General features: G+C 66.4%; 13 protein-coding genes. 8 read left to right on the top strand and 5 right to left on the bottom strand.

Translation table 11 applies throughout. The features are described 5' to 3' along the window. Window positions 1–4 precede the first annotated feature (4 nt). Together trpE and K3M67_RS09955 are read right to left on the bottom strand one after the other, a co-directional pair. Window positions 5–1522 carry an anthranilate synthase component I gene (gene trpE / locus K3M67_RS09960; protein ID WP_198162968.1) on the bottom strand — a complete coding sequence of 506 codons (1518 nt, stop codon included), beginning with the start codon at window positions 1520–1522 and terminating at the stop codon, window positions 5–7. Between the two features lie 19 nt (window positions 1523–1541). Continuing rightward, window positions 1542–3491, bottom strand: a complete 1950-nt coding sequence (locus K3M67_RS09955; protein WP_066862022.1) for a SurA N-terminal domain-containing protein — start codon at window positions 3489–3491, stop codon at window positions 1542–1544. Window positions 3492–3693: 202 nt separating this feature from the next. Between K3M67_RS09955 and tpiA the strand changes: the two genes are divergently transcribed. The 3 genes from tpiA (at window position 3694) to pyrG (ending at window position 6703) form a co-directional block, all read left to right on the top strand. Beyond that, complete coding sequence (gene tpiA / locus K3M67_RS09950) at window positions 3694–4455, top strand: triose-phosphate isomerase (protein ID WP_066862025.1); 762 nt, start codon at window positions 3694–3696, stop codon at window positions 4453–4455. A 145-nt stretch (window positions 4456–4600) separates the two neighbouring features. After that, window positions 4601–4981, top strand: coding sequence for a preprotein translocase subunit SecG (gene secG / locus K3M67_RS09945; RefSeq protein ID WP_066862027.1), 381 nt, complete (start codon window positions 4601–4603; stop codon window positions 4979–4981). A gap of 90 nt (window positions 4982–5071) precedes the next feature. After that, the gene (gene pyrG / locus K3M67_RS09940; protein WP_066862030.1) at window positions 5072–6703 is read left to right on the top strand and encodes a CTP synthase; all 1632 of its coding nucleotides are present in this window, start codon (window positions 5072–5074) and stop codon (window positions 6701–6703) included. A 77-nt stretch (window positions 6704–6780) separates the two neighbouring features. On the opposite strand, the gene K3M67_RS09935 is transcribed toward pyrG, so the two are convergent. From K3M67_RS09935 to K3M67_RS09925, 3 genes are all read right to left on the bottom strand, one after another. Further along, window positions 6781–7050, bottom strand: coding sequence for a PIN domain-containing protein (locus K3M67_RS09935; RefSeq protein ID WP_353051175.1), 270 nt, complete (start codon window positions 7048–7050; stop codon window positions 6781–6783). Between the two features lie 29 nt (window positions 7051–7079). Further along, entirely contained in the window at window positions 7080–7214 is a 135-nt protein-coding gene (locus K3M67_RS09930; RefSeq protein ID WP_285831394.1) for a type II toxin-antitoxin system Phd/YefM family antitoxin, read from the bottom strand. 62 nt (window positions 7215–7276) lie between these two features. Further along, window positions 7277–8410 carry a PQQ-dependent sugar dehydrogenase gene (locus tag K3M67_RS09925; protein WP_285831393.1) on the bottom strand — a complete coding sequence of 378 codons (1134 nt, stop codon included), beginning with the start codon at window positions 8408–8410 and terminating at the stop codon, window positions 7277–7279. Window positions 8411–8596: 186 nt separating this feature from the next. Between K3M67_RS09925 and rimP the strand changes: the two genes are divergently transcribed. The 5 genes from rimP to infB all read left to right on the top strand — a co-directional run bounded on the left by rimP (window position 8597) and on the right by infB (window position 14391). After that, window positions 8597–9121: a ribosome maturation protein RimP gene (gene rimP / locus K3M67_RS09920; protein WP_285831392.1), complete on the top strand. Its 525-nt coding sequence runs from the start codon at window positions 8597–8599 to the stop codon at window positions 9119–9121. Between the two features lie 14 nt (window positions 9122–9135). Then, window positions 9136–10707, top strand: a complete 1572-nt coding sequence (gene nusA / locus K3M67_RS09915) for a transcription termination factor NusA (RefSeq protein ID WP_066862041.1) — start codon at window positions 9136–9138, stop codon at window positions 10705–10707. A 6-nt stretch (window positions 10708–10713) separates the two neighbouring features. Then, the gene (locus K3M67_RS09910) at window positions 10714–10950 is read left to right on the top strand and encodes a tautomerase family protein (protein ID WP_066862043.1); all 237 of its coding nucleotides are present in this window, start codon (window positions 10714–10716) and stop codon (window positions 10948–10950) included. A gap of 63 nt (window positions 10951–11013) precedes the next feature. Further along, window positions 11014–11691 carry a DUF448 domain-containing protein gene (locus tag K3M67_RS09905; RefSeq protein WP_066862045.1) on the top strand — a complete coding sequence of 226 codons (678 nt, stop codon included), beginning with the start codon at window positions 11014–11016 and terminating at the stop codon, window positions 11689–11691. 84 nt (window positions 11692–11775) lie between these two features. Beyond that, window positions 11776–14391 (top strand): translation initiation factor IF-2, encoded by a 2616-nt coding sequence (gene infB, locus K3M67_RS09900; RefSeq protein WP_066862047.1) that lies wholly within the window; start codon window positions 11776–11778, stop codon window positions 14389–14391. Window positions 14392–14553 lie beyond the last annotated feature (162 nt).

Below are 14553 nucleotides of genomic sequence, written 5' to 3'. Positions count from 1 at the left end.
TGACTTACTGCCCGAACCCGGCATCCCGCGCCACGCTCACCGCCTCGCGCGCCGCGGCTAGCAGCGCGCCGCTCTTGGCCTCGCATTCGCGCTGCTCATAGTCGGCGTTCGAATCGGCGACGATGCCCGCGCCCGCCTGGACGTGCATGATCCCGTCCTTGAGCACCGCCGTGCGCAGCACGATGCAACTGTCCATATTGCCGTCCGGCCCGAAATAGCCGACCCCGCCGGCATAGGCGCCGCGCGTTTCCGGCTCCAGTTCCGCGATGATCTCGCAGGCTCGGACCTTGGGCGCGCCCGAAACGGTGCCCGCCGGAAAACCCGCGAACAGTGCGTCGATCGCATCCTTGTCGGGCGCGAGGCGGCCGACCACGTTGGACACGATGTGCATGACATGGCTGTAAAATTCGACGCTGTAGCTTTCCGTGACCGTCACCGTTCCGGCGGCGGCGACGCGGCCGACATCGTTGCGGCCCAGGTCCAGCAGCATCAGATGCTCGGCCCGTTCCTTGGGATCGGCGAGCAGGCTTTCGCGATTGGCGGCGTCCTCGACCGCGCTTTTGCCACGCGGGCGGGTGCCGGCGATCGGGCGGATCGTTACCTCGCCATCGCGGGCGCGGACGAGAATTTCCGGTGACGATCCGATCAGCGCGAAGCCTGGCAGGTCGAGATAATAGAGGAAGGGCGACGGATTGATCCGCCGCAGCGCGCGATAGAGGGCGATCGGCGGCAGGGTGAAGGGACTTGTGAAGCGCTGGGCCAGCACCACCTGGAAGATGTCGCCCGCGACGATATAGTCCTTGGCCGCGTCCACCATCTGCGCATAGCGGCCCGGTTCCAGCACGGGCGTCACTTCCACGTCAGCGATGTCGGCCGGTGCGGGCAGGGGGGGGAGCGGCGCGGCGAGGCGCGCGGCGGTGGCGTCGATCCGCTCAAGTGCCGCCTCGATCGCCTTTTCGGCATCGGCGAAGCTGCCCTTCCACACCGGCGAGACGATATAGAGCTGATCGGCCAGCCGGTCGAAGATCAGGATCACGGTCGGCCGCACGAACAGCATGTCGGGTACGCCGATCGGATTGGGCGCCGGGCGGGGCAGCTTTTCGACCAGCCCAACCGTTTCGTAGCCGAAATAGCCGACCAGGCAGGCGAGCGCAGCGGGCAGCGCGGCGTCCATCTCCGCCCGGCATTCCGCCACCAGCGCGCGCAGCGCATCGAGCGCGCCGGCCTGTTCGGGCACGAAGGCGTCGCGGTCGGTCGCCCATTGCCGGTTGATCTCGGCGCTCTGGCCGTGCGCGCGAAAGACCAGGTCGGGGGCTAGGCCGATCAGGCTGTAGCGGCCGCGCACCGCGCCGCCCTCGACCGATTCCAGCAGATAATCGCCGCGATCGGACTCGAACAGCTTGAGCGCGGCGGAGATCGGCGTGTCGGTGTCGGCGATCTGCCGCCGCCACACCAGGGCCGATTCGCCCCGCGCCAGAGCCGCGCGCGCACTCGTCACGCCGTCCAAGCCCCCGATGCCCATTGCCCCTTTGGCCGCCATCTTACTGGTCGCCGCTGTTGGTCGCGGCCAGCGCCTGGCGCACCTGCGCCACGGCATTGGCGTTGCGCGTAACGTCCAGCTGCTTTTCGACCGCGCGCTCGAACTGCTGGCCATATTCCTGGCCGATCACTTCGCCCAGCTGGTCGCGTACCTGCGCCAGCAGCTGGGGCTGGCCCTTGGCGTCGCCACGCTCGATCTTGTTCAGCTGGACCACGAAATAGCCGCGATCCTGACCGATCGGCAGGGTCTTGACCGTGTTGGCCGCCATCGAGAAGAGGATCGCGACCTCGGCCGGCGGGCGCTGTTCGCCGCGCATGATGTCGGCGCGGCGGCCGCCCAGCACCTGCGGCGCGGGCAGCTTTACGCCGGCCTGGGCGATGGCGTCGGCCAGCTTCGCGCCCTTGGCGACCTTCGCCTGGATCTGCTCGGCCAGCGCCTTTGCCTTCTGGTTGCCGGCGTTGAGCTTGTACTGCGCCAGCACCAGCTGCTTCACCTCGGCCAGCGGCGGGGGTGCGGCGGCGATGATCTCGCCCGGCGCGACCAGCGCATAGCGCTTGTCCGGGGTGATCGGCACCAGCTGCGCGTCATCGTCGGCGCTCATCGCGAAGACGGGGGCGATCAGCGGCTGGATGTCGGCGGGCACCACATAGGCCTGGTCCCTGACCTGCTTGCCGGTCGACAGCAGCGCCGGGCTGGTCGCCAGCGTCAGGCCATTATCCTTCACCACTTCCTCGAAGGTGCCGCCATCGGCGATCTGGTCCTCCAGCTTGCCGGTGAAGTCGGCGAGCAGCTGCTTTTCCTTCTGCGCGCGCAGCGTCTCGACGATTTCGCCGCGCACGGCGGCCAGTGGACGCGCCGGCGTCTCGTTGATCGCGGTGACGCGCAGCAGCAGCCAGCCGAGCGATCCGCGCACCGGTCCCACCAGTTCGCCCTGCCTGGCGGCGAAGGCGGCGTCGGCCACGGCCTTGCTGGCCGATGCGGTCAGCGCCTCGCGGCTCTGGTCGGCGGCGGTCGACACCGCAAGGCCCGCGCCCTGCGCGGCGACGGCCAGGGTCTTGCCGGCCTTCACCTGATCGGCGATCGCCTTCGCACCCGCCTGCGTCGGCAGGACCAGCTGCTCGATGCTGCGGTTCTGCTTCGCCGCATAGGCGGCCTTGTTCTGGTTGTAATAGCCGGCGATCTCCGCCTCGGACGGCTGCGACGCCTGGGCGAAGCGGGCGGCGTCGACCACCGCATAGCGGATGCGGCGCTGTTCGGGGATGGTGAAGCGGGCGCTGTTCTTCCTGTAATAATCGGCCAGCTGCGCGTCGGTCGGGCTCTTCTCGTCGAGGAAGGCGACCGCCGGGATCGCGGCGACCGTGCCCTGGCGCGCTTCCAGCAGCAGCGACGCATAGGGCAGCACCAGCGTTTCGGAAGGACGCGCGCCCAGGCCGATCGGGGCCAGCAGCTGGCGCTGGAGGATCTCGCGGCTGATATCGTCGCGCAGCGCCTGTTCGGTCAGCCGCTCGCGGATCAGCAGTTGGCGGAAATTCTCCTGGCTGAAATTGCCGGCCGCGTCCTGGAAGGCGGGGATCTGCGCGATCTGCGCGTCGACCAGCCGCTTGGAGATATGCACGCCCTGATCGTCGGCAAAGGCGCGCAGCGTCAGCGATGCGACAAGCTGGTCATAGACCTGTGCCGCGCCGCCCTGCGCGAAGAAATCGGCGATCTGGAGGCCTGGATTGGAGCGGCGCGCATTTTCGAACACGCGCTGCACCCGGTCCTGAAACTCCCCCTGGCTCAGCTTGTGGCCCTTTGCCGAGGCGGCCGTGCCGCCCCCGCCCAGGCTGTTGCCGAACTGGCCGCTGGTCAGGTCGCCCAGGATGAAGGCGGCGGCGATGACCCCCAGGAAGAGGATCGCGAAGAGCGCGCCGAACTTGGAGCGGATGAAGCTGCGAAAGACAGAAAGCATGGGGGACCCGGTACTGCGGCTGTGTGGCGGCCCGCTTTAAGGGCGGAACGGCGCGGCGGCAAGGCTTGCACTGGACAAATGCGTGAGCGCCGTTCATCGGCTTTCTCCAGTTCCCGTTCTTCCGGGGAGACGCGGGGCGGCAAGCCCGGTGACGGAGGCGCGGGGGCGACGTGCAGCAATAACCACAAGGGAAATCACGCGGATGAACAGGCGGAAGCTGGTTGTCGGCAACTGGAAGATGAACGGGATGCGCGCGCATCTGGGCGAAGTGGAGGCGATCGGCCGGGTGGCCGCGGCGCATCCGGCGGTGGAGGTGGGCCTCTGCCTGCCCGCCACGCTCATCATGGCGGGATCGGAGCGGCGCGGCGCGGCGTTCATCGGCGCGCAGAACTGCCATATGGACATGAGCGGCGCCTATACCGGATCGCTCTCGGCCGAAATGCTGGCGGAGGCGGGCGCCACCTGGGTCATCACCGGCCACAGCGAACGGCGCGAGGCGCGCGGCGAGACCAATGCCGACATCGCCGCCAAGTCGGTCGCCGCGCACAAGGCGGGCATCAACGTCATCCTCTGCGTCGGCGAGACGATCGACATACGCGACGCCGGTCGGGCGGAGGAAGTGGTGTCGGCGCAGCTGCTCGCATCGCTGCCCGAAGGCGCGTCGGCCGACTGGCTGGCGGTCGCCTATGAACCCATCTGGGCGATCGGCACCGGACGCATCCCCACGATCGAGGCGGTCGCCTCCATGCACGCCGCCCTGCGCGCCGCGCTCAGGAGCCGGATCGGCGAAGAGGCGGACAAGGTGCGGATTCTCTATGGCGGCTCGATGAACGGCGACAATGCGGTCGAACTCATGTCCGTGCCCGACGTCGATGGCGGCCTGGTCGGCGGCGCCAGCCTGACCGCGGCGAAATTCGCCCCGATCATCGAGGCGGCCGACCAGCGCATGGCGGCCGCGGCCTGATGATCGACACATCCGTTCGCTTCGAGCGAAGTCGGGAAGCGAACGGATGTCGGTGTGAGGAGGGAAGGGCGGACAAGGTTGCCCCCGCGCCCCATCATCGCTATGTGCGCGCCAACGCACTCCTTCACCGGACAGAAACAGCCCAATGTTCACCTTCCTCCTCGTCGTGCAGGCGATCATCGCCGCCCTGCTGGTCACCGTCATCCTGATGCAGAAGTCGGAAGGCGGCGGCCTGGGCGTGGGCGGCAGCCCGGCGGGGCTGATGTCGGCGCGCGGCGCGGCGGATTTCCTGACCCGGTCGACCACCGTGCTCGCCAGCATCTTCGTGCTGCTGTCGATCGTCATGGCGGTCATCGCCTCGGTGCGCCATGCGCCGAGCGACATCGATACCTCGCTGGTGCGTCAGGCTCCGGCGACGCAGGGCGCCCCGGCGCCGGCGAATGCTGATCCGCTGGCCGGTGCGGCCAGCAATGCGGCTGCGGCGCCGACCCCGGCGGCCAACGGCGCGGTTCCGCTCGCCAACTAACCACCTCACCGATCTTTCGATCTTTTTTTAAGCGCGCGTGGATTCGCGCGCTTGCCCTTTGTTGTTCCGAAAGGCTAAGCCTCCACTCCCATGGCGCGGTATATTTTCATCACCGGCGGCGTGGTCTCCTCGCTTGGCAAGGGCCTGATGGCCGCTTCGCTTGCAGCTCTGTTGCAGGCGCGAGGTTTCCGTGTTCGCATCCGGAAGTTCGATCCCTATCTCAATGTCGATCCGGGCACGATGAGCCCGTATCAGCATGGTGAGGTCTATGTGACCGACGATGGGGCGGAAACCGACCTCGACCTTGGCCATTATGAGCGTTTTACAGGGGTTTCGGCGCGTCAGTCGGATAATGTGACGCAGGGCCGCGTCTACCAGACGATCATACAGCGCGAACGGCGCGGCGACTATCTGGGCGCGACGGTGCAGGTCATCCCGCACGTCACCGACGAGATCAAGGCCTTCGCGCTGGCCGACACCGAAGATCTCGACTTCGTCCTGTGCGAAATCGGCGGCACGGTGGGCGACATCGAATCGCTCCCCTTCATGGAGGCGATTCGCCAACTCCATAACGACCTCGATCGCGGCCAGTCGATCTTCGTCCATGTGACGCTGGTGCCCTATATCGCGGCGGCCGGCGAGCTGAAGACCAAGCCGACCCAGCACAGCGTGCGCGAACTGACCTCGCTCGGCATCCAGCCCGACATATTGCTGTGCCGCTGCGAACATCCGCTGCCCGAAAGCGAGCGCCGCAAGATCGCGCTTTTCTGCAACGTGCGTCCCGAAGCGGTCATCCCCGCACTGGACGCCAGCAGCATCTACGCCGTGCCCCAGCAATATCATGCCGAAGGACTGGACGAGGAAGTGCTGCGCGCCTTCGGCATCAAGGATGCGCCCGCGCCCAGCATGGCGCGCTGGGACGACATCATGGATCGCCAGCTCAATCCCGAGGGTGAAGTGACGATCGGCGTGGTCGGCAAATATGTCGGCCTGCTCGACGCCTACAAGTCGCTGCACGAGGCGCTGCACCATGGCGGCCTCGCCAACCGGGTGAAGGTCAATATCAAGTGGATCGACGCTGAGCTGTTCGAGAAGGGCGAGGATCTCGTCGCCAGCCTCGAACCGATGCACGGCATCCTCGTCCCCGGCGGCTTCGGCGTGCGCGGGTCGGAGGGCAAGATCGCCTCGGTCAAGTTCGCGCGCGAACGCAACGTGCCCTTCTTCGGCATCTGCCTCGGTATGCAGATGGCCTGCATCGAGGGCGCGCGCAACACGGCGGGTATCGCCGACGCGTCCACCACCGAGTTTGGCGAGACGTCCGAGCCGGTCGTCGGCCTCATCACCGAATGGATGAGCAAGGAAGGCCTGCAGAAGCGCACCGCCGAAACCGACCTGGGCGGCACGATGCGCCTGGGCGCCTATCCCGCCAGGCTCGACGGTAACAGCGTCGTTGCGGGCGTCTATGGCGCGACCGAGATCAGCGAACGGCACCGCCACCGCTATGAGGTGAATGCGGGCTATCGCGAGCCGCTGGAAAAGGGCGGCCTGATCTTCTCGGGCATGTCGCCGGACGGCACGCTGCCGGAAATCGTCGAGCGGCCCGACCATCCCTGGTTTGTCGGCGTGCAGTTCCACCCGGAACTGAAATCCAAGCCCTTCGACCCGCATCCGCTCTTCGCCAGCTTCATTCAGGCGGCGGTCAAGCAGAGCCGGCTGGTGTAAATGGAAACGGGGCCGGATGGCCCCGTTTTTGGTCTCGGGCTGCGCCGTCGGAATGCGGGAGGATCAGAGGGCCGGCATCACGTCTGTCTGCGCGAAATCGCCGCCCACGACAATAATGGACAGCCGCGCGTCTTGGCCAGCTCATAGGCGAAACAGTCGCCGAAATTGAGGCTGGCGGGATGCACGTCCTTGCCCCATCGGGCATAGGCGGCAGCGGCGCGCCGCGCGGAAGCGGGGGTCACGGGAACGATTTCGACGTCCAGACCGGCAATAGGCGTTTCAGCCTCGGCTGCTATGCCCCGCTGGCCTGCAACGATGAGCATCTTCGTAAGGGTTGCCGCCGAGATAGCGATGTCGTCTTGCTGTCGAAGGACGGTCAGGCACGCATCTTGACCGGAACCAGGCGCACGGCAGGATGGCCGTGACGGGTAAGGATGACCTCGTCCCCCGCTTCGGCGCGGCGGAAGAGATCGGTCATTTGCGCCTTGGCGTCGGTCACGGAAACCTTCATCGGCACCGTTCCCGTTGCGATTGCCGCTGAAGATGGACCGTTCGATGGTCCCATTCAAGCCGTCACCCCGCCGGCGTCAGCTTCAGCATCCGCCCCTGCGATCCGTCGTCGCCATCCTCCAGCAGCCACAGCGCGCCGTCCGGTCCCTGCTCGACCTCGCGGATGCGCGCGCCCATGTCCCACTGGTCTGCCTTTTCCGCCGTCTCGCCGTCCAGCTTCACCCGGACGAGGCTCTGGCTGGACAGCCCGCCGATGAACAGGCTGTCCTTCCATTGCGGGAACAGGTCGCCCGAATAATGGATCAGCCCGCCCGGCGAAATCACCGGGTTCCAGCTCAGCTTGGGCGCTTCATAGCCATCGCCCGCCTTGTGATCGGGAATGTCGCGGCCGTCATAATGGTCGCCGTTCGACACCTTGGGATAGCCATAGTTGAGACCCGGCTTGATGAGGTTCACCTCGTCGCCGCCCTTCGGCCCCATTTCCTGCTCCCACAGCCGTCCATCCTTGTCGAAGGCGATGCCCAACAGGTTGCGATGGCCATAGGACCATATGGCGGGGTTGAAGCCCTTGGCGGCCAGAGGATTGCCCGCCGCGGGCGTGCCGTCCGGGTTCAGGCGCAGCACCTTGCCCAGCGTCGCCTTGGGGTCTTGCGCCGGATCGAATTTCTGGCGCTCGCCATTGGTGAAGAAAAGATATTTGCCGTCCGGCGAGAAGGCGATGCGGCCGGAATAATGGCCGTTGCCCGTCACATAGGGGTTGGCGCGGAAGATCACCTGCACGCCGTCCAGCCTGGTCGTGCCGTCACTCGCCTGATTGAACGCGCCCTTGGCCAGCGCCACGCCCTTCAGCCCGTCGCGTTCTTCGGAAAAGCTGAAATAGACCGCCTTGTCCGTGCCGAAAGTCGGCGACAGCACCACGTCCATCAGCGCGCCCTGTCCCGCGCTGTCCACAGCGGGGATGCCCGCGACCGGAATCTTGGTCCCGTTCTTCGGATCGAACAGGATCATCTCGCCCTTCTTTTCCGTCACCAGCGCGCGGCCGTCGGGCAGGAAGGTCATGGCCCAGGGCGAATCGAAATCGGCGATGACGGACGTCTTGAACGGCTTTTCGGCCGACGCCGGCGTCTGACTGTTGGCGCCCTCGCCCGAACAGGCGATCAGGAGGAGGGGCAGGGCGGCGAGCGTCAAATGGCGCATCTTTCGTCTCCATGTCGGGGCTGCGGCGCGGGATTATGCGGGTGAAATGATCCGAGACGAATAATGTTGCAGATTTCCCGTACCATGCCTATATCGCCCTTGCTTCCTTACATCGTCAAACATGTCAGGGTCGCAGGCGGAGAGCCTGCGGCGCGAAAGAAGCTGCATATTTTGTCTGGAGACTGCATGGCGGACATCGCCGAACTGACCGCGCTGATCGAACCCGAGGTGAAGGCCCTGGGCTTTGCCCTCGTGCGCGTCAGGCTGTTCGGGTCGGGCGACGAATATACGCTCCAGATCATGGCCGAAAATCCGTCGACCAGGCAGCTCGTGATCGAGGATTGCGCGACCATCTCGCGCCGCCTGTCGGACGTGCTGGACGAAGCCGACCCGATCGAGGACGCCTATCGCCTCGAAGTCAGCTCGCCCGGCATCGACCGGCCGCTCACCCGCCTGCACGATTTCCTCGAATGGGCCGGGCATGAGGCGAAGATCGGCGCGACGGAGATCGTGTCGGGTCGCAAGAGCTTTCGCGGCATCCTCAAGGGCGTGGAGGGCGAGGATATCCTCTTCGCCGACGCCAAGGCGGGTGACGTCTCCATTCCTTTCGCGCTTGTGGGCGACGCCAAGCTGGTGCTGACCGACAGGCTGATTGCTGCTAGTATGCCGCTCTCCTCCGATGGGGCGGACGAGTTTGAAACCGAAGAATAAGGGTTCATAACGTCATGGCCAACGCCATTTCCGCCAACAAGGCCGAACTGATCGCCATCGCCAATTCGGTGGCATCGGAAAAGATGATCGACAAGGCCATCGTCATCGAGGCGATGGAAGATGCGATCCAGCGCGCCGCGCGCGCCCGCTACGGCGCGGAGAACGACATCCGCGCGAAGCTGGACCCGGACAGCGGCGACCTGCGCCTGTGGCGCGTCGTCGAAGTGGTCGAGGTGGTCGAGGATTATTTCAAGCAGGTCGACCTCAAGCAGGCGCAGAAGCTGAAGAAGGACGCCGTGATCGGCGACTTCATCGTCGATCCGCTGCCCGCCATCGACCTGGGCCGCATCGACGCCCAGTCGGCCAAGCAGGTCATCTTCCAGAAGGTCCGCGACGCAGAGCGCGAGCGCCAGTATGAAGAATATAAGGACCGCGTGGGCGAGATCATCACCGGCGTCGTCAAGTCGGTCGAATTCGGCCATGTCGTCGTCAATCTGGGCCGCGCCGAAGGCGTGATCCGCCGGGACCAGCAGATTCCGCGCGAAGTCGTCCGCGTCGGCGACCGCATTCGTTCGGTCGTGCTGAACGTGCGCCGCGAAAATCGCGGGCCGCAGATTTTCCTGTCCCGCGCGCATCCCGAATTCATGAAGAAGCTGTTCGCGCAGGAAGTCCCCGAAATCTATGACGGTGTGATCACCATCATGGCCGCCGCCCGCGATCCGGGCAGCCGCGCCAAGATCGGCGTCATCAGCCGCGATTCGAGCATCGACCCGGTCGGCGCCTGCGTCGGCATGAAGGGCAGCCGCGTCCAGGCCGTCGTGCAGGAGATGCAGGGCGAAAAGATCGACATCATCCCCTGGTCGGAAGATACCGCCACCTTCGTCGTCAATGCGCTTCAGCCCGCCCAGGTCGCCCGCGTCGTCATCGATGAGGAAGAAGAGCGCATCGAAGTCGTCGTTCCCGACGATCAGCTCAGCCTCGCCATCGGCCGCCGCGGCCAGAATGTCCGCCTCGCCAGCCAGCTGACCGGCAAGGCGATCGACATCATGACCGAGGCCGACGCCAGCGAGAAGCGCCAGAAGGAATTCGTCGCCCGCTCCGAACTGTTCCAGAACGAACTGGACGTGGACGAGACACTGTCGCAGCTGCTGGTGGCCGAAGGCTTCGGCGAGCTGGAAGAAGTCGCCTATGTCAGCGTCGAGGAACTGGCCGGGATCGAGGGCTTCGACGAAGATCTCGCCGCCGAGTTGCAGAGCCGCGCGCAGGAAGCGCTCGACCGTCGCGAAGCCGCCGCGCGCGAAGAGCGTCAGGCGCTGGGCGTCGAGGATGCGCTGGCCGACATGCCGCATCTGACCGAAGCGATGCTGGTCACGCTGGGCAAGGCGGGCATCAAGACGCTCGACGATCTCGCCGACCTCGCCACCGACGAGCTGGTGCAGAAGAAGCGTATCGACCAGCGCCGCCGCAAGTCGGACAGCAGCAGCGATGACAAGGGCGGCATCCTGGCGGCCTATGGCCTCTCCGACGAACAGGGCAATGAGATCATCATGGCCGCCCGCGCCCACTGGTTCGAAGAGGAAGCCTGAGCCACCATGCCTTTTGTCGACATCCGCCTGGCCGGCAGCGCGACCCGCGAGCAGAAAGCCGCGATCGTCGCTGACGTCACCCGGTCGCTCGTGGAGCGGCTGGGGAAGCCGGCGGCTGCCGTGCAGATCGTGATCTCGGAAATCTCGACCGAAAATTACGCAGCCGGCGGGCAATTGCTCGCCGACCGCGACGCGCCCTCTTCACCAAGGGAGGACGCCAATGCTGCGGTCACTCCCCGATGAGAGAATAGGCGCTCACCACAGCGTTGGACTTGCCCTTTCTTCCGTTCTGGCGGAGGAGCGCGCATGACCGAACGCAAATGCATATTGACCGGCGACCGCGCCGATCCCGACATGCTGATCCGCCTGGCCGTGGGGCCGGAGGGGCAGGTGCTTCCCGATCTCCGCGCCAAGGCGCCGGGGCGGGGCGCGTGGATCGGCGTCCGCCGCGCCGAACTGGAAACCGCTCTCGCCAAGGGCAAGCTCAAGGCCGCGCTCGCCCGTTCCTTCAAGGACGGCACGCTCCAGATTCCCGATACCCTGCCGGAGATGATCGAGTCGGGCCTGCGCAAGGCGCTGCTCGATCGGTTGGGGCTGGAGGCGCGCGCGTCCATGCTGCTCACCGGATCGGAAAAGATCGACGTCGCCTGCCGCAAGGGGCAGGTCCAATTGCTGCTCCACGCCGCCGATGCGGCGGCCGACGGCAACCGCAAACTGGACCAGGCCCTGCGGGTCGGCCGGGAAGCGGAGGGCAGTGATTTGGCCGGCATCACCTTGCCTGTGGACCGCGATGCCCTATCTATGGCAATGGGGCGGGATAATGTCGTCCATATTGCGGTGACCGACTCGCGGGCTGCTTCGCGCCTGCGCGCGGCCATAGGCCGCTTGGAAAGCTATCTGGGTTGCGCTAACGGGGCGCCTGTGCATGGGGAGCATGTCTCCGCTGATGCGCCGGCCGTCCCTGACGAGCATCGGCTCGAATGAGCATTGGCCGGATCAGCATCGAGAAATAAGGGCGCCGGCGGGCCTTTCCGGCCGGAGCGGAAGTGAAGGGTTAAGTTCGATCGTATGAGTGACAGCAAGGAAGACAAGCCGGTTCTGGGTCGCAAGCCGCTGGGCATCAAGCGGACCGTGGAATCCGGCCAGGTGCAGCAGCAGTTCAGCCATGGCCGCAAGAATACGGTCGTGGTTGAGGTGAAGCGGCGCCGCATCCTGGGCAAGCCCGGTGAGACGACCGGTGCCGCGCCTGCGGCTGCGCCCCAGACGGACCCGACCCCCGCGCCCGCCGCGCCGCGTCCCGCCGCACCCGCGCCGCAGGCCCGTGCGCCGCAGCCCGCTCCGGTGCGCCAGGCACCGCCGCAGAGCCTGATGTCGCGTCAGGAATTGCAGGCCAAGCTGCTGCGCGAGGCTGAGGAAGCCCGCATGAACGCGCTTGAGGAAGCGCGTCGTCGCGAGGATGCCCAGCGTCTGGCCGCAACCGAGGAAGAGAAGCGCCGCGCCGAGGAAAACCGCCTCGCTGCCGAAGCCGCCGAGGCCGAAGCCGCCCGTCAGGCGGAGGAAGCCACCAGGGCCGCCGATACCGCCGCTAACCCGCCGGCCGCTCCGGTCGAGGAAGCCGCGCCGGCTCCGGCCGCCGCCGCTCCGGCGGAAGCCGCGCCTGCCGCTGCCGAACAGAAGCCGGCGACCACCGGGTCGGCCGTGCCGCCGCCGCGCCGTTTCACGCCCGTCACCCCGATCAAGCGTCCCGAACCGGCCAAGCCCGATCGCGCCAAGAAGGGCGAGGACAATCGCCGTCAGGCCGGCAAGCTCACCGTCACCCGCGCGCTCGCGGACGACGACAGCGCCCGTGCCCGCTCGCTCGCCGCATTGAAGCGCGCCCGCGAAAAGGAGCGTCGCGCTCATTATGCCGGCGGCGCCCAGCAGCGTGAGAAGCAGTCGCGCGACGTGATCGTGCCGGAAAGCATCACGGTGCAGGAACTCGCCAACCGCATGGCCGAAAAGGGTGCGGACCTGGTGAAGGCCCTGTTCAAGATGGGGACCGCTGTCACGCTCAACCAGCCGATCGATCAGGATACGGCGGAATTGCTGGTCGAGGAATTCGGCCACCGCATCCAGCGCGTGTCCGATGCCGACGTCGAAATCGGCATGGAAGGCGAAGTCGACGCTGTTGAAACGCTGAAGCCCCGTGCGCCGGTCGTGACCATCATGGGTCACGTCGACCATGGCAAGACCTCGCTGCTCGACGCGCTGCGCGGGACCGACGTGGTCGCGGGCGAAAGCGGCGGCATCACCCAGCATATCGGCGCCTATCAGGTGAAGACCAAGGGGGGTGATGTCATCACCTTCCTCGATACGCCGGGCCACGAGGCCTTCTCGGAAATGCGCGCCCGCGGCGCCAACGTCACCGACATCGTCATCCTGGTGGTGGCGGCCGATGACGGCCTGATGCCGCAGACGATCGAGGCCATCAACCATACCAAGGCAGCTGGCGTCCCGATGATCGTCGCGATCAACAAGTGCGACAAGCCCGAAGCCAATCCGCAGAAGGTGCGCGAGCGCCTGCTGAGCGAGGAGATCGTGGTCGAGGACATGGGCGGCGACGTCCAGGACGTGGAGGTTTCGGCGCTCAAGAAGACCGGCCTCGACGAACTGATCGAAAAGATCCTGCTGCAGGCCGAGGTCATGGAACTGACCGCCAACCCCGATCGCGCCGCCGAAGGCAATGTGATCGAGGCGCAGCTCGACAAGGGTCGCGGCGCGGTCGCGACCGTTCTGGTCCGCAAGGGCACGCTCAAGATCGGCGACACCTTCGTCATCGGGTCCGAAAGCGGCAAGGTCCGCGCGATGATCAACGACAAAGGACAGCAGGTGAAGACCGCCGGTCCCTCGACCCCGGTCGAGGTTCTGGGTCTCTCCGGCGTCCCGATGGCGGGCGACCAGCTCACCGTCGTGGAGAATGAAGCCCGCGCCCGCGAAGTTGCCGCCTATCGTCAGGAACAGGCGACCAAGAAGCGCACCACGGCTGCCCCGACCAGCTTCGAACATATGTTCTCGGCGCTGAACACGACCGTCATCGAATATCCGGTGGTGGTGAAGGGCGACGTGCAGGGTTCGGTCGAAGCGATCGTGACGTCGCTCAACCGCATCTCGACCGACGAGATCAAGGTCCGCATCCTGCATTCGGGTGTCGGCGCGATCACCGAAAGCGACGTGACGCTGGCCGCCGCCAGCCGCGCGCCGCTGATCGGCTTCAACGTCCGTCCCAACGCCAAGGCGCGTCAGCTGGCGGAGCGCGAGAAGATCTCGCTGCGCTATTATGACGTGATCTACGACCTGCTTGAGGAAGTCCGCGGCGAAATGGCCGGCCAGCTGGCGCCGGAACGCATCGAAACGATCGTGGGTCGTGCCGAGGTGCTCCAGGTGTTCCCGGCGGGCAAGAAGGACAAGGCGGCGGGTCTGCTCGTCATGGACGGCATCATCCGCAAGGGTCTGTCGGCGCGCCTTACCCGCGACGATGTCATCGTGTCGCGCACCCACATCGCGTCGTTGCGCCGGTTCAAGGACGATGTGTCCGAAGTCCGCGCCGGCATGGAGTGCGGTGCCGTGCTTCAGGACACGAACGACATCAAGGTCGGCGATACGCTCGAACTGTTCGAGGTCGAGGAACGCCAGCGCACGCTGTAATCCATGGCCCCCTCCCGCGCGCGGGAGGGGGCAGGGGGTGGGCTCGCCCTCTCCTGAATTGCAGAGGCCGGTGGGAGGAGCCCATCCCCGGCCCGGTCCGGGTCGGTCAGTATCCCGGACCGACCTGACCATGCGGGCACGGTTCACCCGGAACTCGCAAGC

The sequence above is a fragment of the Sphingobium sp. V4 genome, assembly GCF_029590555.1.
Taxonomy (GTDB): domain Bacteria; phylum Pseudomonadota; class Alphaproteobacteria; order Sphingomonadales; family Sphingomonadaceae; genus Sphingobium.
The sequence above is the reverse complement of the archived record's forward strand: the minus strand, read 5'-3'. Positions and strand labels throughout refer to the sequence as shown.